Raw genomic sequence first — 18,609 nt, 5'->3', positions numbered from 1 at the left:
GGCTAGTGGGCTTAGAAATACCATATAACATCATATAATAGATAAACAACAATGTCAATACGATGTACACCAGGTTTCGTTGTCTTTTTTTATTTATTACCGTCCAATTTATGGATAGCGGTATTTAACGCTTCTTGATCATAAAAAACTTGTGATAAATATAGGCCAGATCCAGGCGCCGTCGGGCTTGCCAGCTCTCTATTTTTCCCTTCGATAATTCGAGGAACCTCAGAAGGGTCTAGCTCCCCTTTACCAATTGTAAGAAGCGTGCCGACTAAAATCCGCACCATTTGGTATAGAAACCCACTCCCGATAAACGTAAACACCCACTCATCACCTTCATTTTTTATGTCTATCGCAAAAATCGTCCTCACTTTATCCACGACTTCAGTCTTTGGCGAAGAGAAGCTCGTGAAGTCATGCGTACCGACTAGATGAACGGCTCCTTGTTTCATTTTTTCCAAGGATAGTGGAACAGGTAAATGGTATGTGTAGTTTCGTTTGAACACGTCCTGCATCTTGGACGTCTTGACGACATACCGATACTCCTTGCCAACCGTGTCATAACGTGCATGGAAATCTCGGTCCACTTCCTCGACAGATTTAACGATAATGTCATCAGGTAATAAACTGTTCATTGCCATCGGCCACCGCTCTTCCGGAATAGACAATATAGTATCAAAATGAATCGACTGATTGATACCGTGAACGCCTGCGTCTGTCCTTCCTGAACTAATTACCTTATAAGTGGGTGCTTTATGAATTTTTTTCAGTGCCTTCTCTAGCTCTCCTTGCACAGTACGGGTATTGACTTGCACTTGATAGCCGGAAAACTGTGTTCCATCGTAGGAAACGATAGCTTTTAACCGTTTCATCTAACTTGCCTCCTATGAATACATCACTCTCGTACTTAACGCGATCACGATAAATAGTCCGATTACGAATATTGAGACTGTATCTTTATTCTGCCAAGATAACTGACGGAACTTTGTCCGCCCTTCACCACCTTCATAGCCTCGAGCCTCCATCGCGATCGCCAAATCCTCAGCCCGTTTGAATGATTGAACAAACAACGGGATAAAAATAGGGACGAGAGCTTTCAGCCTTCTCCATATCGATCCATGCGTAAAGTTCGCCCCTCTTGCCATTTGCGCCTTTATGATTTTCGACGTTTCATCAAGTAAAGTCGGAATAAACCGAATGGCAATTCCCATCGTAAACGCAAGCTCATGGGCCGGCAATCCGATTTTTTTCAAAGGGGTCATCAATGTTTCAAGCCCGTCCGTTAAATCGACTGGAGTGGTCGTTAATGTGATGAGTGAGGCCATCATGACTAACATTAAGACACGGACTGCAACGATTCCCCCTTCTATTACTCCACCAAGATACACGGTTACAAATGGTAGCTCAACAAGTACTGGACCTTCTCTCGTTAAAAATAAATGTAATAAAAACGTAATAAAAATAATGATAGCAATAATCCGCATTCCTTTAATATAAAAACGAAGCGGTACCTTCGCTAAAATTAACGAGACGATCGTGATCAAAAATGCAGTGCCCAATGCAAGTGGGTGTCTGCTAACAAACAAAAACACCATGAATAAGAAGACAGAGATTAATTTAGCGCGAGGGTCCATTTGATGGACAATTGATCGTCCTGGGATGTATTGACCTATGATGATATTGTCAAGCATGATCAATCACCCTTTCTCATAAATAAGCATATCTCATCAACCGTCGCTTTTAGATCAAACTTTGCGATATCCATTTGTTCTGCTTTCGCCTTCTCTTTTAATCGGCTTAACAGTGATACTGTTTGCGGAACAGATAAACCTAGACGTGTAAGTTCATCTTTTTTTGAAAAAACTTTAGTGGGACTTCCCTCCATCACTAAGCTTCCTTTATCCATGACAAAAACTGTTTCTGCATACCGAGCAGCGTCTTCCATATGATGAGTTACCAAAACGACTGAGCGTTCTTCCTTCGTTTTATACCAATGATAAAACAACTCCATCATTTCTTCCTGTCCGTTCGGATCAAGCCCTGCAGTTGGCTCGTCCAAAATTAATATTTCCGGATCCGTAGCTAGAACCCCTGCAATGGCAACTCTTCTCATTTGCCCGCCGCTTAGCTCAAACGGTGACCGAGCATAAAACGTCTCATCAAGTCCAACAAGGGTCAATGCTTCCATTGCTTTTTCTCTCGCTTCGTTTTTTGTGTAGCCGAAGTTATCTGGCCCATAAGCAACATCATCGAGGACCGTCTCCGCAAAAAGCTGATTCTCAGGAAATTGAAACACGATTCCGACATGCTTCCTGAGATCGTATAACGTTTTTTGTTTTGTGTCAGGTTTTACTGCCCAATTGCCCACGGTCATTTCACCGGCTGTAGGCTTTAGAAGACCGTTCATATGTTGAATGAATGTCGACTTTCCGGACCCTGTATGCCCGATAATGGCAGAATAGGAACCGCTAGGAATCGTTAATGACACATCGTTTATTGCTTTTTTCTCAAATGGTGAGCCTTTCATGTAAGTAAAACTTATCTGTTTTGCTTCAATTTGCATAGTTCATTCACCAATTCTTCCTCTGTCATCACACCGTCTGGCAAATCGATGCCATACTCTCTCAATTCTTGAGCCACTTCAATAATGAAAGGTGGTTTCAGTTCGCCTTCCTTTAAGGCTGAAGGATCATTCATTAATTCCTCCGGAGTCATATCATACAGCAATGTACCTTGCTTCATAACGACAACACGATCGGAATATAATGCTTCGTTTACATCATGAGTGATCGTCACGACCGTCATGTTCTCTTCTTTTTGGAGTGTCCGAGCAATATCGAGAACTTCCTTTCTGCCGACAGGATCAAGCATGGACGTTGCTTCATCTAATACGAGTACTTTCGGTTTTAATGCAAACGCTCCTGCAATCGCCACTCTTTGCTTCTGTCCGCCGGATAAATGGTGCGGTTCCTCTTGTTCTAACCCAGTCAGTCCAAGCTTTTCAATACTTTCTGCTACACGTATGACCATTTCCTCTCTTCGTACGCCAGCATTTTCGAGTCCGAATGCAATATCGTCACGTACAGTCGGTGCGACAATTTGATTATCTGGGTTTTGAAACACCATCGCAACAGAACGTCTAATTTCGCTCGTGTGCCGATCATGAATCGTATCAAAGCCGTTGACAATAACTTGTCCTATCTTTTCATCTGGCACATATAAAGCATTGAAAAACTTCGCTAACGTAGACTTCCCTGATCCGTTATGTCCGAGGATCGAAATCCATTCCCCTTCATAGATTGATAAGTCTATCGACTTCAAGACGTTTGGCCCTTCATCTTTGTAGCGAAAAGATAAATTTTTTATGTAGATTACTTCATTTTTCATCGATTCCCCTCCGTGTTCGGAGTCATTTGTATTTATCACAGCAGCATCCATGCTCATATTCAGTATTATAGCGAAAAATCGGTTGTTTTCTTGAAGAAATTAGGGTTAATTTTGTATGAAAGTTTGCTTTATACGCGAATTTCTCTGTTAATCCCGGTGAAAATTTTGGTTTATTCATGAAAATCATCGGTTTATCCTGTAAAATTTATGGTTTATCCATGAAAATCATCGGTTTATCCTGCAAAAATTATGGTTTATCCGCTAACTAAAATCATTCTAATCTACACCTCACTCAGTCGATCCAGATGATTACAAATTGCATGATCATTCGTCATTAGGTGCACACACTTCGACCGAAGACTGTTACCTCATTATCTGATGAATACCTCTAAGTATAGTACCGTGCCCCTTGTAAAGACGACTTACCACCAAGTTTTTCACCTACAAAAAAAGGGCACAGAACAAGTACCTCACGTTGAAGGTCCTGGTCTCGCCCTTTTGCAGAAACATACATTTATCTATTACACAAGCTCAATAACAGCCATATCTGCGCCGTCACCACGACGAGGTCCTAGCTTAAGAACACGTGTGTAACCACCTTGACGCTCTTCATAGCGTGGTGCGATATCATCAAATAATTTTTGGATCGCGTCTTGGCCTGATTCTTCATCCGCTACTTCATTACGTACGAAAGAAGCAACTTGACGACGTGCGTGTAAATCGCCGCGCTTACCAAGAGTGATCATTTTTTCAACGATTGAACGAAGCTCTTTTGCTTTCGCTTCAGTTGTTTCAATGCGCTCATTAATAATTAGGTCAGTTGCTAAATCGCGAAAAAGTGCTTTACGAGCACTAGTATCACGACCTAATTTTCTGTATGCCATGTGAGTCCCTCCTTCTCAGGTCATATTCTCCGTGGTGGCTTTAACATGGGAAGTGATGAATAGGAAAGAGTCTATTCTTCATTACGAAGACCTAGGCCTAACTCGCCCAGCTTCTCTTGGACTTCTTCAAGAGATTTACGCCCAAGGTTACGAACCTTCATCATGTCTTCTTCAGATTTTTGAGTGAGCTCTTGTACCGTATTAATTCCAGCACGCTTTAAGCAGTTGTAAGAACGTACGGACAGATCTAACTCTTCAATCGTCATTTCAAGCACTTTTTCTTTTTGGTCTTCTTCTTTCTCAACCATAATTTCTGCATTTTGTGCTTGATCCGTTAAGCCAACAAAAATGTTTAAATGCTCAGTTAAGATTTTGGCGCCAAGAGATACTGCTTCTTCCGGGCGAATACTTCCATCAGTCCATACATCGAGAGTCAACTTATCAAAATTCGTAATTTGACCGACACGAGTGTTTTCAACTTGATAGTTTACACGTGATACAGGTGTGTAAATAGAGTCTACCGGAATTACACCAATTGGCATGTCATCGTTATTATTCATTTCAGCCGGGGAATACCCACGTCCACGGCTAGATGTTACTTTCATGTTAAATTGAGCACCTTTTGAAAGTGTTGCAATATGAAGGTCAGGGTTTAAAACCTCCACATCACTGTCATGCATGAAGTCTGCTGCTGTAACGACACCTTCACCTTGTGCATCAATTTCTAGTGTTTTCTCTTCGTCAGAGTAAATTTTAAGAGCAAGCTTTTTTAAGTTCAGGATAATCGTTGTTACGTCCTCAACGACACCTTCAATTGTTGAAAACTCATGAAGAACTCCATCAAACTGGACGCTTGTGACCGCAGATCCTGGAAGTGAGGATAATAGAATTCGACGGAGAGAGTTCCCCAACGTTGTCCCATAACCTCGCTCTAATGGTTCTACAACAAATTTCCCGTAAGATGCATCTTCATTCAGTTCAACTGCTTCAATTTTTGGCTTTTCTATTTCGATCATTAAACAAACCCTCCTTCAAAACGTCGAAACCCCGGTTGACACTGTTTCATCAACCGGAATCCCTCTTTGGGTACATCCCGACCTGTCACGAAACCGTCAATATCTTCTAAAGAGTGTCCAAGATAGACATATCTCTTAACCATTATTGACAAGGGTATGTCCATCCATACCTCTGATGCGACTATACTCTACGACGTTTTGGTGGACGGCAACCGTTGTGTGGAACTGGAGTGACATCTCTGATCATACTTACTTCTAAGCCAGTTGCTTGAAGTGAACGAATTGCAGCTTCACGTCCAGCACCAGGGCCTTTTACGGAAACTTCTACAGCTTTCATACCATGCTCCATTGCAGCTTTTGCAGCTGTTTCAGCAGCCGTTTGTGCAGCAAATGGAGTTGACTTACGAGAGCCTTTAAATCCTAGTGCACCAGCACTTGCCCAAGAAACAGCATTACCGCGTGGATCAGTGATCGTTACGATTGTGTTGTTAAAAGTTGAGCGGATGTGTGCCACACCGGATTCAATATTTTTACGTTGACGACGCTTTGAACGAGTCGTTTTCGTTTTAGCCATAACCGAACATTACCTCCTTTACTTCTTCTTGTTCGCTACAGTACGACGTGGACCTTTACGTGTACGTGCATTGTTTTTCGTCTTCTGACCTCGAACAGGTAATCCACGACGATGACGGATACCACGATAAGCACCAATTTCAATTAGGCGTTTAATGTTTAGAGATACCTCACGACGAAGGTCCCCTTCTACTTTAATTGTATCAACTACTTCACGGATTTTCCCAAGTTCATCTTCAGTTAAATCGCGAACGCGAGTATCTTCAGAAACGCCTGCTTCTTTTAAGATCGCGCTTGCTTGGGACTGTCCGATTCCATAGACATAAGTCAAAGAAACGACAACTCGTTTGTCACGAGGAATGTCGACACCAGCAATACGTGCCATGCTTTTACACCTCCTGTGAATTAACCTTGTTTTTGTTTGTGTTTAGGATTTTCGCAAATTACCATGACGGTACCTTTTCGGCGAATAACCTTACATTTTTCGCAAATGGGTTTCACTGATGGTCTTACCTTCATGTTTTCAACCTCCTTATGTTGCGGAGTGACATTTATCATGTCTGTTTATTTATATCGGTACGTGATACGACCACGAGTCAAATCATACGGAGACAATTCTACAGTAACTTTATCACCAGGTAAAATACGAATGAAGTGCATACGGATCTTCCCGGAAACGTGAGCCAAAATTTTATGACCGTTCTCTAGCTCAACGCGGAACATCGCATTTGGAAGCGGCTCAATGACCGTTCCTTCTACTTCGATTACATCTTCTTTGGCCATGAATTTACTCTCCTTCCTTCAGTAAATTATCATCGATATATGTTGAAATTGCAAACCGCAATTTTGCATTGGTTACACGACCCGTTTCAACAATGCTATTTTTCACTTCCGAAGCAACGATATTTAATCGCTCAATGTGTTGGATATTCTTTCTCTTTGCTCGATCGACTTTCCGCTTGTCGCCGTCAGCAATTAGAACGAATCGATCATCAATGATCTCAATCACACAAGCAAATTTATCTTTGTCCCTTCCGTTCAAGATTCTCACAAGTTCTCCGACTTGCAGAACCGATTCAGGATCTTTCATTCAGCAACCACCTTCATCATTCGGTTTTTGTCAAAATCTCATATCCTGTTTCAACAATAGCAATGGTGTGTTCGAAATGGGCACACATTTTCCCGTCTGTCGTTACGACTGTCCAGTTGTCCTTTAACGTGCGAACATGTCTGGAACCGGCGTTAACCATTGGTTCAATCGCTAAAACCATTCCTGACTTAAGTCGAGGACCTTTTCCAGGTGGTCCAAAGTGCGGGATTTGCGGATCTTCATGAAGTTCTTGACCGACTCCATGACCAACATATTCTCTTACGACTGAGAAACCATATGATTCAACATAGGTTTGAATCGCGTTTGAGATGTTGGATAAGCGCTCTCCTGGCCTTGCTTCTGCTAGACCTTTGAAAAGTGATTTTTCAGTAACGTCCAGAAGCTTCTTTGTCCTTTCGGAAATGTTCCCGACCGGATAGGTCCATGCGGAGTCCCCATGATACCCTTGATATTTAGCTCCAATATCAATACTGATAATGTCGCCATCCTTGAGTACCCGTTCTCCAGGAATTCCGTGTACCAATTCATCATTTACTGAAGCGCAAATGCTGCCAGTAAATCCATTATAGCCTTTAAAAGATGGAATCGCATCATGTGAACGAATAAATTTATCTGCGATTTGATCCAATTCTTTCGTTGTAATACCAGGCTCAATGTGTTTTTGAAGCTCTTGATGGGTCAGCGCTACGATCTTACCTGCAACACGCATGATATCTAGCTCTCTCGGCGTCTTACAAATAATCATCGATTGTTTCCTTTCAGCATCTCATCGAGGTCTTCGAAAACTTCATGAATTTCTTGTTTTCCATCAATATTACGAAGGTAGCCTTTTCCTTCATAGAAATCGACAAGCGGTTGTGTTTGTTCAAAGTTGACTTCTAGACGCTTTTCAACTGTGTCTGGCTTGTCATCATCACGTTGAATTAACTCACTGCCGTCTTTGTCGCATTTTCCGGCTACTTTCGGAGGATTATACAGTTCGTGATACGTTGCGCCGCAAGTCGGGCAAATCCAACGTCCCGTTAACCTTTTGAATAAATCCTCTTTCGGAACTTTAATATATAAGACATGATCGAGTTTTCGACCAAGGTCTTCTAACATAGATTCTAACGCTTCAGCTTGAGCAACCGTTCTAGGAAAACCATCTAGTAAAAAGCCGTCTTTACAATCATCTTTACTTAGACGTTCACGGACTATACCTACAGTTACTTCATCAGGTACTAAGTTCCCTTCATCCATAAAGGCTTTCGCTCTTAAGCCAAGCTCAGTACCGCCTTTAATCGCAGCGCGGAACATATCACCTGTTGAAATATGCGGAATGTCGTATTTTTCGACGATTTTTTCTGCTTGAGTTCCTTTTCCGGCTCCCGGAAGTCCCATTAAGATCAAATTCATCTCTCTATCCCTCCACCGTCGTTTGTTTTCACGATCGAAGGCAAAGGGAGCCTGACTCCCTTCCCTTACTTAATAAATCCTTTGTAAGATCGCTTAATTAATTGACTTTCAATTTGTTTCATCGTATCTAATGCTACACCAACAACGATCAATAACCCTGTACCACCGATTTGTACGGCTGGAGGTAACCCTGCCAGTTCTGTAAAGAACACAGGAAGTATTGATACAACTGCCAGGAATAGCGCTCCGACGAAAGTCAAACGATAAAGGATTCGAGTGATGTATACTTGCGTCGTTTTACCGGGACGGATACCAGGAATGTAACCGCCTTGTTTTTTCAAGTTATCTGCCATCTGCTCTGGGTTCACCTGTACAAACGTATAGAAGTACGTGAATCCGATGATTAACAGTGCATAAACGACAAGTCCAAATGGCGCTGTATAATCAAAGTTTTGTGTGATCCAGCCAGCAATCGCATGATCATCTCCAAAGAATCCGGCCACTGTCGGCGGGAAGATGAAGAGTGACATCGCGAAGATAACTGGAATAACTCCGGCTGCGTTCACTTTTAATGGCAAGTGGGTTGATTGACCCCCTTGTGGTTTCCCGGCAACCAATCGTTTGGCGTATTGCACTGGTATTTTTCGTAACGCTTGCTGTACAAAAATCACACCGACTACAATGGCTAGTAATGCAACGAGTAACAGCAGAACGATCACGATATTGATAAATAATTGGTCACCTGCATCAGCGATCTGTGTCGCATAAATTTGGTTGACACCATTAGGTATGGCAGCAGCAATACCAGCGAAGATCAAAATGGAAATCCCATTCCCTACTCCGTTTGCGGTAATTTGCTCACCTAGCCACATTAAGAATGCTGTACCAGCTGTTAGCGTAAGTGCAATTAGCAAATACGTACTGACTGTTGGATTAGGAACAAGCCCTTCAAACAGGTTGTTAAATCCAATAGACATTCCTAATGCTTGGATAAATGCAATGCCAATCGTACCGTATCTCGTTACTTGAGCAAGCTTACGTCGCCCAGCCTCCCCTTGTCTAGACCATTCAGCAAACTTAGGGACAACATCCATTCTCAACAATTGTACGATAATGGAAGCTGTAATATACGGCATGATTCCCGTTGCAAAAATCGAGAACCTTTCAAGTGCCCCTCCACCAAATGTGTTCAGGAAACCGAATGCGTTCATTTCACCTGCAAAGTCTAACGCTTCAGCATTCACTCCAGGAGCTGGAATGTGAGCACCGATGCGGAAAATCACGAGCATTGCTAAAGTGAATAATATTTTTTTTCGTAAATCACCAACACGCATGATATTGGAGATTGTCTGAAACATTAAACCACCTCAGTCGTTCCGCCGGCAGCCTCGATCGCTTCTTTTGCAGATGCAGAGAATTTGTGTGCTTTCACAGTTAGTTTGCGCTCAAGAGTCCCGTTTCCAAGAACCTTGATTCCATCCTTCCCGTTACTTACGACACCTGTTTCGATTAGAAGTTCAGGAGTAACCTCCGTACCTTCTTCAAAACGATTTAACGTATCAAGGTTTACAATTGCAAACTCTTTACGAGTTGGGTTTGTAAAACCACGTTTTGGTAAACGGCGGAAGATTGGCATTTGACCACCTTCGAATCCAGGACGAACACCGCCGCCTGAACGTGCGTTTTGACCTTTATGACCACGGCCGGCTGTTTTTCCGTTGCCAGTAGCAATACCACGGCCAACACGCTTACGCTCTTTGCGTGATCCTTCAGCAGGCTTTAATTCGTGAAGTTTCATATTGGCACCTCCTCAACTGTATAACTTATTATGCTTCAATTTCTTTTACACTGACGAGATGAGAAACTTTGTTGATCATTCCGCGAATTGCTGAATTGTCCTCTTGTACGACAGTGTGATTCACCTTGCGAAGACCTAGAGTCTTCACAGTGATGCGCTGATCTTCAGGGCGTCCGATCAGGCTTCTCTTGAGGGTGATTTCTAATTTTTTTGCCATGCCAAATCCCTCCTTAACCTAGCAACTCTTCAACAGATTTGCCACGTAGTTTAGCTACGTCTTCAGGACTCTTCAAGCTAGCAAGTCCTTCGACAGTTGCACGTACCATGTTAATCGGGTTGTTTGATCCTAAGGATTTGGATAGGATGTCACCTACACCGGCTAATTCTAATACCGCACGTACAGGACCACCAGCGATTACTCCAGTACCCTCAGATGCTGGCTTTAATAATACACTGCCTGCACCAAACTGCCCTGTGATTTGGTGTGGAATTGTAGTTCCTTGAACTGGTACGCGAATTAAGTTTTTCTTACCGTCCTCAATTGCTTTACGGATTGCTTCAGGTACTTCTAAAGCTTTACCCATTCCGAAACCAACGTGACCGTTTTTATCTCCAACGACAACCAGTGCAGCAAAGCGGAAACGACGTCCACCTTTTACTACCTTTGCAACTCGGTTGACGGTAACGACTCTTTCTTCTAGCTCCAATTTATTTGGGTCGATACGCATGATTTTCCCTCCTTCTAGCCTTGATTAAAACTTCAGTCCAGCTTCGCGCGCTGCATCTGCAAGTTCTTTAACGCGACCGTGATATAAGTATCCGCCACGATCAAACACTACAGACTCATGACCTTTTTCTAAGGCACGCTTAGCTACAAGTTCGCCGACTTTTTTAGCTGCTTCTTTATTTCCGCCGTTTTCAAGTTTTAGTTCTTTATCTAAGCTGGATGCACCTACGATTGTTACGCCAGAAACGTCATCAATCAATTGTGCAGTAATGTGCTTATTAGAACGGAAAACATTCAAACGAGGACGTTCTGCAGTTCCTGTGATCGAGCGACGAACGTGTGCGTGTCTTTTTTTACGTACAACATTCTTGTCAGCCTTAGTGATCATTGAACGTCATTCCTTTCTTTCCGCTATTTAGGCTTATTTACCTGTCTTACCTTCCTTACGACGTACATATTCGCCCTGGTAACGAATACCTTTTCCTTTGTAAGGTTCAGGTTTTCTTACTGCGCGAATATTTGAAGCAAGCGCTCCAACGCGTTCTTTGTCGATTCCTTTAACTATAACCTTTGTGTTTTCAGGGACATCGATTTCTAAACCGTCTTCTGGTGTGAATTCAACAGGGTGAGATAGTCCAACGTTAAGTACTACCTTGTTACCTGATTTTTGAGCTCTGTATCCAACACCAACAAGTTCAAGCGTTTTTTCGTAACCTTTCGTTACACCTTCCACCATGTTGTTAATCACAGAACGTGTTGTTCCGTGAAGTGCACGGTGGTCTTTATGGTTTGATGGTCTCTCAACCACTATAGTGTTATCTTCAATTTTCACGATAATATCGTGGTGTAGTTCTTTTGTTAATTCACCTTTTGGACCTTTTACAGTCATTGTGTTTCCTTCATGTTTCACTTCTACTCCTGAAGGAATTTCAATTGGTTTAACACCAACACGAGACATACCTTACACCTCCATTCTTGCGTTCAAATTACCAAACGTAAGCCAATACTTCTCCGCCAACTTTTTGCTGGCGTGCTTCTTTATCTGTAATGACTCCGTTAGAAGAGGAGATAATTGCAACTCCTAATCCTCCTAATACGCGTGGAAGCTCATCAGCTTTTGCGTATACACGAAGTCCTGGTTTACTAATTTTCTTAATACCTGTGATAACACGTTCGTTGTTAGCACCGTATTTTAGGAATAGTCGAAGGATACCTTGCTTGTTATCCTCAATATATTCGTAATCGCGAATGAATCCTTCGCGCTTTAAAATGTCTGCAACTTCTCGCTTTATTTTTGAAGCAGGAAGCTCTAAGCTATTGTGTCTTACAGTATTCGCATTGCGAACACGTGTCAGCATATCAGCAATTGGATCTGTCATGACCATCGTATTTACCTCCTTCCCTAAACGGAATTACCAGCTAGCTTTTTTGACGCCCGGAATTTGACCTTTATATGCAAGTTCTCTAAAGCAGATACGGCAAAGTTTGAACTTACGAATGACACTATGTGGGCGACCACAACGTTCACAGCGTGTATATTCCTGAACTTTAAACTTTTTCGGTCGTTTGTTTTTAGCGATCATTGATTTTTTCGCCAAGGTCTTCACTCCTCCCTTTTGGCAAGTTCTTATTTTTGAAACGGCATGCCCATTTGAGTGAGTAGTTCGCGTGCTTCCTCATCAGAGTTAGCAGTTGTTACGACAACGATGTCCATTCCGCGGACTTTATCAACTTTGTCATACTCAATTTCTGGGAAAATAAGCTGCTCTTTTACACCTAATGTGTAGTTTCCACGTCCATCAAAAGCTTTCTTTGAAACACCACGGAAGTCACGAACACGTGGTAAAGAAACGCTTATGAGCTTATCGAGGAATTCATACATACGCTCGCCACGTAAAGTAACTTTCGCACCGATTGGCATTCCTTCACGTAGTTTGAATCCTGCAATGGATTTTTTCGCTTTTGTAATTAATGGTTTTTGACCTGTGATTTCAGTAAGTTCCTCAACAGCCTTATCTAAGACTTTAGAGTTCTGTACCGCGTCACCGATCCCCATATTAATGACAATCTTATCTACTTTCGGTACTTCCATAACGGAAGAGTAATTGAATTTATCAGTTAAAGCAGGAATGATTTCCTGGTTGTATCTCTCTTTCAGACGACTCATTGAGTAAACCTCCTTTCAGCCTCTAGCGATTAATTATCTAAAGATTCGCCAGACTTTTTCGCAATACGTACTTTCTTTCCGTTCTCTTCTTTATAACCGACACGCGTTGGTTCTCCGGTCTTTGGATCAATTGGCATCACGTTTGATACGTGAATCGGAGCTTCTTGATTTAAGATTCCGCCTTGTGGGTTCGCTTGTGATGGTTTCGCATGTTTCTTCACCATGTTTACGCCCTCCACTAGCACACGGTAGTCAGTTGGGTATGCTTCAAGGATTTTACCTTCCTTGCCTTTGTCTTTGCCGGAGATTACTTTAACAGTATCTCCTTTTTTGACATGCAATTTTGGTTGAGACATAAGGGCACCTCCTTAAGACGTAAATTTCCGTTCATTTATGATTAAAGTACTTCAGGAGCTAAAGATACGATCTTCATGAATTGGTTTTCACGCAATTCACGTGCAACTGGTCCAAAGATACGAGTTCCTCGTGGACTCTTGTCATCACGAACGATTACTGCTGCATTTTCATCAAATCTGATGTAAGATCCGTCTGGGCGACGTGCACCGCTCTTAGAACGTACAATTACCGCGCGAACAACTTCACCTTTCTTGACAACGCCACCAGGTGTTGCTTGCTTTACAGAACACACGATCACATCACCAATGTTCGCCGTTTTACGTCCAGAACCGCCAAGAACTTTAATACACTGAACTTCACGAGCTCCTGAGTTATCAGCTACTTTTAACCGACTTTCTTGTTGAATCATAGACTTCTTTACCTCCCTTCAGGTAAGTAAACATAAACTTTCATTAAATAATAACTGCTTCTTCAATAACTTCTACAAGACGGAAACGCTTATCTTTAGATAACGGACGAGTTTCCATAATGCGGACGATATCGCCTACTTTTGCAGTATTGTTTTCATCATGAGCTTTAAATTTCTTTGAATATTTTACACGCTTTCCGTAGAGCGAGTGCATTTTGTACGTTTCAACTGTAACTGTGATCGTTTTATCCATTTTGTCGGATGTTACACGACCTACATAGCTTTTGCGATTGTTACGCTCTGTCACAGTGCAAACCTCCTCTCAGGATTATTCGTTCGTGATTCCTAGTTCTCTTTCACGCAATACCGTTTTTGCACGAGCAATAGCTTTCTTCACTTCGCGGATGCGGGCTGGATTATCTAATTGTCCAGTCGCAAGCTGAAAGCGAAGATTGAATAGCTCTTCTTTTAATGACTTTGACTTTTGTTCGATCTCGGCAGTGGTAAGGTTTCGAATCTCATTAGCTTTCATTTGCGTCACCACCCACTTCTTCGCGTTTTACGAATTTCGTTTTAATCGGTAGTTTATGAGAAGCTAAACGCAATGCTTCGCGAGCTACTTCTTCAGAAACTCCAGCAATTTCAAACATGATCTTCCCAGGTTTTACAACGGCTACCCATCCTTCAGGAGCACCTTTACCGGAACCCATTCGTACTTCTAATGGTTTTGCTGTATAAGGCTTATCTGGGAAAATTTTAATCCATACTTTACCTCCACGTTTCATATAACGTGTCATTGCAATACGCGCTGCTTCGATTTGACGGTTTGTAATCCATGAAGCTTCTAGCGCTTGTAAACCGTATTCACCGAAATTTACTTCTGTTCCGCCTTTCGCACGACCGCGCATTTTCCCACGGTGTTCACGACGGAATTTTACACGTTTAGGCATTAGCATGATTATTTTCCTCCTTCCTCTTGTTTCGTTCCTTTCGTTGGAAGGACTTCTCCGCGGTAGATCCACACTTTAACACCAAGCTTACCGTATGTTGTATCTGCTTCTGCAGTACCATAATCGATATCAGCTCTTAATGTGTGTAGTGGAACTGTCCCTTCACTGTATGATTCAGAACGAGCAATGTCTGCGCCGCCAAGACGTCCAGATACTTCCGTACGAATTCCTTTTGCGCCAGAACGCATCGTACGTTGAATTGATTGTTTCATTGCACGACGGAATGAAATACGATTTTCTAATTGGCGAGCAATATTTTCTGCAACTAAACGAGAATCCATGTCTGGAGTTTTCACTTCGTTAATGTTGATGTGAACTCGTTTACCTGTTAATTGATTTAAAGCTTTACGTAATGCTTCTACTTCAGAACCACCTTTACCGATAACCATTCCTGGCTTAGCAGTGTAAATTGTTACGTTTACTCTGTTTGCAGCACGTTCAATTTCAATGGTGGATACAGAAGCTTCTTGTAGACGCTTCTCCAAGTATTCACGAATTTTAATATCTTCGTGAAGTAGGTCAGCATAATCTTTTTCTGCGTACCATTTTGACTCCCAGTCGCGAATAACGCCAACACGAAGTCCATTAGGATTTACTTTTTGACCCACACTTATCCCTCCTTCTTTTCTGTTAGAACGACCGTAATATGGCTCGTACGTTTGTTGATTCGGCTCGCACGTCCCATTGCACGTGGGCGGAATCTCTTTAATGTAATACCTTCGTCAACATATGCTTTACTGATAACTAGGTTATCAGGTTCCAATTCGTAGTTATGCTCTGCGTTCGCAATGGCTGAGTTTAAAAGCTTCTCAACAATTGGAGATGCTTTCTTTGGCGTGTGACGTAAGATGGAGATTGCCTCACCAACTTGTTTCCCACGAATTAAATCAACCACTAAGCGAGCTTTACGAGGAGCAATGCGCACTTGTTTCGCAACTGCTTTTGCTTCCATGGAAAGTACCTCCCCTCTTTATTAACGTCGTGTTTTCTTGTCATCAGAAGCATGGCCTTTATACGTTCTTGTTGGAGCGAATTCTCCAAGCTTGTGTCCAACCATATCTTCAGAAATATATACCGGTACGTGTTTGCGACCGTCGTATACGGCAATCGTATGACCGATGAATTCAGGGAAAATTGTAGAACGACGAGACCAAGTCTTAATCACTTTTCTATCATCGCCCTCGTTCATTGCTTCAACTTTCTTCATAAGATGATCATCCACAAAAGGTCCTTTTTTCAAGCTGCGACCCATATTTGTACCTCCCTTCGTGATTGACCTACGGCCCTTCCATTCGAGAACCGTAGCACAATCCCGTTATTTTTTGCGACGACGCACAATGTATTTATCCGTGTCTTTGTTTTTCTTACGTGTTTTGTATCCAAGTGTTGGTTTACCCCATGGAGACATTGGTGATTTACGTCCGATCGGAGCACGTCCTTCACCACCACCGTGTGGGTGATCATTTGGATTCATTACAGAACCACGAACGGTTGGGCGCTTGCCTAACCAGCGAGAACGACCTGCTTTACCGATGTTTACAAGCTCGTGCTCAACGTTACCAACTTGACCGACTGTCGCACGACAAGTTGCTAGGATTAAGCGAGTTTCGCCAGAACGTAAACGTACTAAAACGTAATCTCCCTCTTTACCTAAAAGTTGAGCTTCTGCACCAGCAGAACGTACTAACTGTCCGCCTTTTCCTGGGCGAAGTTCGATGTTATGAATCACTGTACCAACTGGAATGTCTTTTAGTTGAAGCGCGTTTCCTACTTTAATGTCAGCATCTTTACCGGACATAATTTCAGTTCCTACTTTTAGCCCTTTCGGTGCTAAAATGTAACGCTTTTCACCATCAGCATAGTTGATAAGTGCAATGTTTGAAGAACGGTTTGGATCGTATTCGATCGTAGCAACGCGTCCTGGAATTCCATCTTTATCACGCTTAAAGTCAATCACACGGTATTGGCGCTTATGACCACCACCTTGGTGACGTACTGTTAAACGACCTTGGTTATTACGACCACCGCGCTTTGATAAAGGCTCTAATAGAGTCTTCTCAGGTTTGTCAGTTGTGATTTCTTGGAAATCTAAAACGGACATACCGCGGCGACCATTACTGGTTGGTTTGTACTTTTTAATAGCCATTTGATTTTCCCTCCTTCACGATAAATTCTTGCTTAAACACCTTCAAAGAATTCTAATTCTTTGCTGTCTGGTGTTAGTTGTACAATGGCTTTCTTGCGCTTGCGAGTATAGCCAGTATAACGTCCGAAACGCTTGAACTTACCTTTGTAGTTCATTGTGTTCACGTTAGAAACTGTCACACCAAAGATCTCTTCAACAGCGTTTTTGATTTCTGTTTTGTTAGCACGAGGATCTACATCAAATGTGTACTTTTGCTCGGCCATAAGATCAGCTGTACGCTCAGTAATGATGGGGCGCTTAATAATATCTCTAGCGTTTGCCATTATGCAAGCACCTCCTCTACCTTTTTCACAGCGTCTTGTGTAATGACGACATTGTCAAAGTGAACAATATCTAAAACATTCACACCGTCAGCAGTGACGAATTTTACGCCAGGGATGTTGCGAGCAGATAACGCTACATTATCATTGTAGTCTGCTGTAACAACTAGCGTTTTGTTTTCCGCAGACAATCCTTCAAGAACACTGATTAGTTCTTTTGTCTTTGGAGCTTCAAAAGATAATCCTTCCAATACGCGGAATGCATCTGCATTCACCTTGGAAGAAAGAGCAGATTTTAACGCCAAACGACGTTGTTTTTTCGGTAATTTATATCCGTAGTTGCGTGGTTTTGGTCCAAATGTAACTCCACCACCAACCCAGATTGGGGAACGGATAGATCCGTGACGCGCACGACCTGTTCCTTTTTGTCGCCATGGCTTACGACCGCCGCCGCGAACCTCTGAACGACCTTTTGTTGCATGTGTACCTTGTCGTTGTGATGCTTGCTGCATGACAACTGCGTCATATAGAACACTCTCATTAGGTTCAATGCCGAATACAGCATCTGAGAGTTCAATATCGCCTACTTGTGAGCCAGCTTGGTTATACAAAGTAACTTTAGGCATCTGGGCTCCTCCTTTCCTATTCGATCTTATTCAGCTGCTTTAACTGCAGACATAACGGAAACATGGCTTTTTTTCGCTCCAGGCACGTTTCCTTTAACTAGTAGTAAATTGCGCTCTGTATCTACACGTACAATTTCAAGATTTTGAATTGTCACTTGTTCTCCACCCATGCGTCCAGGTAATAATTTACCTTTACGAACGTGGTTTGGATCAACAGGTCCCATCGCACCAGGACGACGGTGGTAGCGAGAACCGTGAGACATTGGTCCACGAGATTGGTTGTGACGCTTAATCGCACCAGCAAAACCTTTCCCTTTAGACGTACCTGTTACGTCTACAACGTCTCCTTCTGCAAATGTATCTACCTTGACTTCTTGACCAATTTCATAATCCGCAAGATTTACATTACGGATTTCTTTAACGAAGCGCTTAGGATTTGTCTTCGCTTTTGCTGCATGACCTTTTGCCGGTTTGTTTTGGTGGCTGTCCTTTTGGTCAGCAAATCCGATTTGGATCGCTTCGTAACCATCACCCTCAACAGTTTTCTTTTGAAGAACAACGTTTGCGTCCGCTTCGATAACTGTTACCGGAACAACCTCGCCGTTTTCAGCAAAAATTTGAGTCATGCCTAATTTTTTACCTAAGATTCCTTTGGCCATGAGTCACACCTCCTATAATTT

34 protein-coding genes are annotated in these 18,609 nt (G+C 42.5%); all 34 read right to left on the bottom strand.

The window, feature by feature from the left end; all coding sequences use genetic code 11:
• Positions 1–89: 89 nt before the first annotated feature.
• Positions 90–875: a tRNA pseudouridine(38-40) synthase TruA gene (gene truA / locus CD001_RS03640; RefSeq protein WP_096186241.1), complete on the bottom strand. Its 786-nt coding sequence runs from the start codon at positions 873–875 to the stop codon at positions 90–92.
• Between the two features lie 12 nt (positions 876–887).
• Positions 888–1,694, bottom strand: a complete 807-nt coding sequence (locus tag CD001_RS03635) for an energy-coupling factor transporter transmembrane component T family protein (protein WP_096186240.1) — start codon at positions 1,692–1,694, stop codon at positions 888–890.
• Positions 1,695–1,696: 2 nt separating this feature from the next.
• Entirely contained in the window at positions 1,697–2,566 is an 870-nt protein-coding gene (locus CD001_RS03630; protein ID WP_096186239.1) for an energy-coupling factor transporter ATPase, read from the bottom strand.
• Positions 2,542–3,390 (bottom strand): energy-coupling factor transporter ATPase, encoded by an 849-nt coding sequence (locus CD001_RS03625; protein WP_096186238.1) that lies wholly within the window; start codon positions 3,388–3,390, stop codon positions 2,542–2,544. Before CD001_RS03625 ends, CD001_RS03630 begins: the two co-directional genes overlap by 25 nt.
• A 521-nt stretch (positions 3,391–3,911) precedes the next feature.
• Complete coding sequence (rplQ, locus tag CD001_RS03620; protein WP_096186237.1) at positions 3,912–4,274, bottom strand: 50S ribosomal protein L17; 363 nt, start codon at positions 4,272–4,274, stop codon at positions 3,912–3,914.
• A gap of 71 nt (positions 4,275–4,345) precedes the next feature.
• On the bottom strand, positions 4,346–5,290 hold the full coding sequence (locus CD001_RS03615) for a DNA-directed RNA polymerase subunit alpha (protein WP_096186236.1): 945 nt from the start codon (positions 5,288–5,290) through the stop codon (positions 4,346–4,348).
• 181 nt (positions 5,291–5,471) lie between these two features.
• Positions 5,472–5,864, bottom strand: coding sequence for a 30S ribosomal protein S11 (rpsK, locus tag CD001_RS03610; protein WP_096186235.1), 393 nt, complete (start codon positions 5,862–5,864; stop codon positions 5,472–5,474).
• 18 nt (positions 5,865–5,882) lie between these two features.
• Positions 5,883–6,248 (bottom strand): 30S ribosomal protein S13, encoded by a 366-nt coding sequence (rpsM, locus tag CD001_RS03605; RefSeq protein ID WP_096186234.1) that lies wholly within the window; start codon positions 6,246–6,248, stop codon positions 5,883–5,885.
• A 20-nt stretch (positions 6,249–6,268) separates the two neighbouring features.
• Positions 6,269–6,382, bottom strand: coding sequence for a 50S ribosomal protein L36 (gene rpmJ / locus CD001_RS03600; protein ID WP_003322638.1), 114 nt, complete (start codon positions 6,380–6,382; stop codon positions 6,269–6,271).
• A gap of 45 nt (positions 6,383–6,427) precedes the next feature.
• Positions 6,428–6,646, bottom strand: coding sequence for a translation initiation factor IF-1 (infA, locus tag CD001_RS03595; protein WP_010896341.1), 219 nt, complete (start codon positions 6,644–6,646; stop codon positions 6,428–6,430).
• Between the two features lie 4 nt (positions 6,647–6,650).
• Entirely contained in the window at positions 6,651–6,953 is a 303-nt protein-coding gene (locus CD001_RS03590; protein ID WP_096186233.1) for a KOW domain-containing RNA-binding protein, read from the bottom strand.
• Between the two features lie 16 nt (positions 6,954–6,969).
• Positions 6,970–7,719, bottom strand: a complete 750-nt coding sequence (gene map, locus CD001_RS03585) for a type I methionyl aminopeptidase (protein WP_096186232.1) — start codon at positions 7,717–7,719, stop codon at positions 6,970–6,972.
• Positions 7,716–8,369, bottom strand: a complete 654-nt coding sequence (locus tag CD001_RS03580) for an adenylate kinase (protein ID WP_096186231.1) — start codon at positions 8,367–8,369, stop codon at positions 7,716–7,718. The genes map and CD001_RS03580 overlap by 4 nt, the downstream gene beginning before the upstream one ends.
• Before the next feature lie 65 nt (positions 8,370–8,434).
• On the bottom strand, positions 8,435–9,727 hold the full coding sequence (gene secY / locus CD001_RS03575) for a preprotein translocase subunit SecY (RefSeq protein ID WP_096186230.1): 1,293 nt from the start codon (positions 9,725–9,727) through the stop codon (positions 8,435–8,437).
• Positions 9,727–10,167, bottom strand: a complete 441-nt coding sequence (gene rplO, locus CD001_RS03570) for a 50S ribosomal protein L15 (protein WP_096186229.1) — start codon at positions 10,165–10,167, stop codon at positions 9,727–9,729. The genes secY and rplO overlap by 1 nt, the downstream gene beginning before the upstream one ends.
• Before the next feature lie 28 nt (positions 10,168–10,195).
• Entirely contained in the window at positions 10,196–10,384 is a 189-nt protein-coding gene (rpmD, locus tag CD001_RS03565) for a 50S ribosomal protein L30 (RefSeq protein ID WP_096186228.1), read from the bottom strand.
• Between the two features lie 13 nt (positions 10,385–10,397).
• Positions 10,398–10,898: a 30S ribosomal protein S5 gene (gene rpsE / locus CD001_RS03560; RefSeq protein ID WP_179298908.1), complete on the bottom strand. Its 501-nt coding sequence runs from the start codon at positions 10,896–10,898 to the stop codon at positions 10,398–10,400.
• Between the two features lie 21 nt (positions 10,899–10,919).
• Positions 10,920–11,282 carry a 50S ribosomal protein L18 gene (rplR, locus tag CD001_RS03555; protein ID WP_096186226.1) on the bottom strand — a complete coding sequence of 121 codons (363 nt, stop codon included), beginning with the start codon at positions 11,280–11,282 and terminating at the stop codon, positions 10,920–10,922.
• A gap of 33 nt (positions 11,283–11,315) precedes the next feature.
• The gene (gene rplF / locus CD001_RS03550; RefSeq protein ID WP_096186225.1) at positions 11,316–11,852 is read right to left on the bottom strand and encodes a 50S ribosomal protein L6; all 537 of its coding nucleotides are present in this window, start codon (positions 11,850–11,852) and stop codon (positions 11,316–11,318) included.
• 28 nt (positions 11,853–11,880) lie between these two features.
• A complete protein-coding gene (gene rpsH, locus CD001_RS03545; protein ID WP_096186224.1) occupies positions 11,881–12,279 on the bottom strand; it encodes a 30S ribosomal protein S8 in 399 nt (132 codons plus the stop codon).
• Positions 12,280–12,306: 27 nt separating this feature from the next.
• Positions 12,307–12,492 carry a type Z 30S ribosomal protein S14 gene (locus tag CD001_RS03540; RefSeq protein ID WP_096186223.1) on the bottom strand — a complete coding sequence of 62 codons (186 nt, stop codon included), beginning with the start codon at positions 12,490–12,492 and terminating at the stop codon, positions 12,307–12,309.
• Between the two features lie 29 nt (positions 12,493–12,521).
• The gene (rplE, locus tag CD001_RS03535) at positions 12,522–13,061 is read right to left on the bottom strand and encodes a 50S ribosomal protein L5 (RefSeq protein ID WP_096186222.1); all 540 of its coding nucleotides are present in this window, start codon (positions 13,059–13,061) and stop codon (positions 12,522–12,524) included.
• A gap of 29 nt (positions 13,062–13,090) precedes the next feature.
• Positions 13,091–13,402 carry a 50S ribosomal protein L24 gene (gene rplX / locus CD001_RS03530; protein WP_096190474.1) on the bottom strand — a complete coding sequence of 104 codons (312 nt, stop codon included), beginning with the start codon at positions 13,400–13,402 and terminating at the stop codon, positions 13,091–13,093.
• Between the two features lie 56 nt (positions 13,403–13,458).
• Complete coding sequence (rplN, locus tag CD001_RS03525) at positions 13,459–13,827, bottom strand: 50S ribosomal protein L14 (protein WP_096186221.1); 369 nt, start codon at positions 13,825–13,827, stop codon at positions 13,459–13,461.
• A gap of 43 nt (positions 13,828–13,870) precedes the next feature.
• Entirely contained in the window at positions 13,871–14,134 is a 264-nt protein-coding gene (gene rpsQ / locus CD001_RS03520; RefSeq protein WP_096186220.1) for a 30S ribosomal protein S17, read from the bottom strand.
• 21 nt (positions 14,135–14,155) lie between these two features.
• Positions 14,156–14,359, bottom strand: coding sequence for a 50S ribosomal protein L29 (gene rpmC / locus CD001_RS03515; protein ID WP_078578514.1), 204 nt, complete (start codon positions 14,357–14,359; stop codon positions 14,156–14,158).
• Positions 14,349–14,783, bottom strand: coding sequence for a 50S ribosomal protein L16 (gene rplP, locus CD001_RS03510; protein WP_096186219.1), 435 nt, complete (start codon positions 14,781–14,783; stop codon positions 14,349–14,351). Before rplP ends, rpmC begins: the two co-directional genes overlap by 11 nt.
• A 2-nt stretch (positions 14,784–14,785) precedes the next feature.
• On the bottom strand, positions 14,786–15,445 hold the full coding sequence (gene rpsC / locus CD001_RS03505) for a 30S ribosomal protein S3 (RefSeq protein WP_096186218.1): 660 nt from the start codon (positions 15,443–15,445) through the stop codon (positions 14,786–14,788).
• A gap of 2 nt (positions 15,446–15,447) precedes the next feature.
• The gene (rplV, locus tag CD001_RS03500) at positions 15,448–15,789 is read right to left on the bottom strand and encodes a 50S ribosomal protein L22 (RefSeq protein ID WP_096186217.1); all 342 of its coding nucleotides are present in this window, start codon (positions 15,787–15,789) and stop codon (positions 15,448–15,450) included.
• 21 nt (positions 15,790–15,810) lie between these two features.
• Positions 15,811–16,089, bottom strand: coding sequence for a 30S ribosomal protein S19 (gene rpsS, locus CD001_RS03495; RefSeq protein ID WP_096186216.1), 279 nt, complete (start codon positions 16,087–16,089; stop codon positions 15,811–15,813).
• A 63-nt stretch (positions 16,090–16,152) separates the two neighbouring features.
• Positions 16,153–16,983, bottom strand: a complete 831-nt coding sequence (gene rplB, locus CD001_RS03490) for a 50S ribosomal protein L2 (RefSeq protein WP_096186215.1) — start codon at positions 16,981–16,983, stop codon at positions 16,153–16,155.
• Positions 16,984–17,015: 32 nt separating this feature from the next.
• Entirely contained in the window at positions 17,016–17,306 is a 291-nt protein-coding gene (gene rplW / locus CD001_RS03485) for a 50S ribosomal protein L23 (protein WP_096186214.1), read from the bottom strand.
• A complete protein-coding gene (gene rplD / locus CD001_RS03480; protein WP_096186213.1) occupies positions 17,306–17,929 on the bottom strand; it encodes a 50S ribosomal protein L4 in 624 nt (207 codons plus the stop codon). Before rplD ends, rplW begins: the two co-directional genes overlap by 1 nt.
• Positions 17,930–17,955: 26 nt before the next feature.
• Positions 17,956–18,588, bottom strand: a complete 633-nt coding sequence (gene rplC, locus CD001_RS03475; protein WP_096186212.1) for a 50S ribosomal protein L3 — start codon at positions 18,586–18,588, stop codon at positions 17,956–17,958.
• Positions 18,589–18,609: the final 21 nt, after the last annotated feature.

The sequence above is a fragment of the Evansella halocellulosilytica genome (assembly GCF_002335745.1).
GTDB lineage: Bacteria > Bacillota > Bacilli > Bacillales > Salisediminibacteriaceae > Bacillus_CA > Bacillus_CA halocellulosilytica.
Note: the sequence above shows the minus strand (reverse complement) of the source record. Positions and strands in the feature narration are given on the sequence as shown.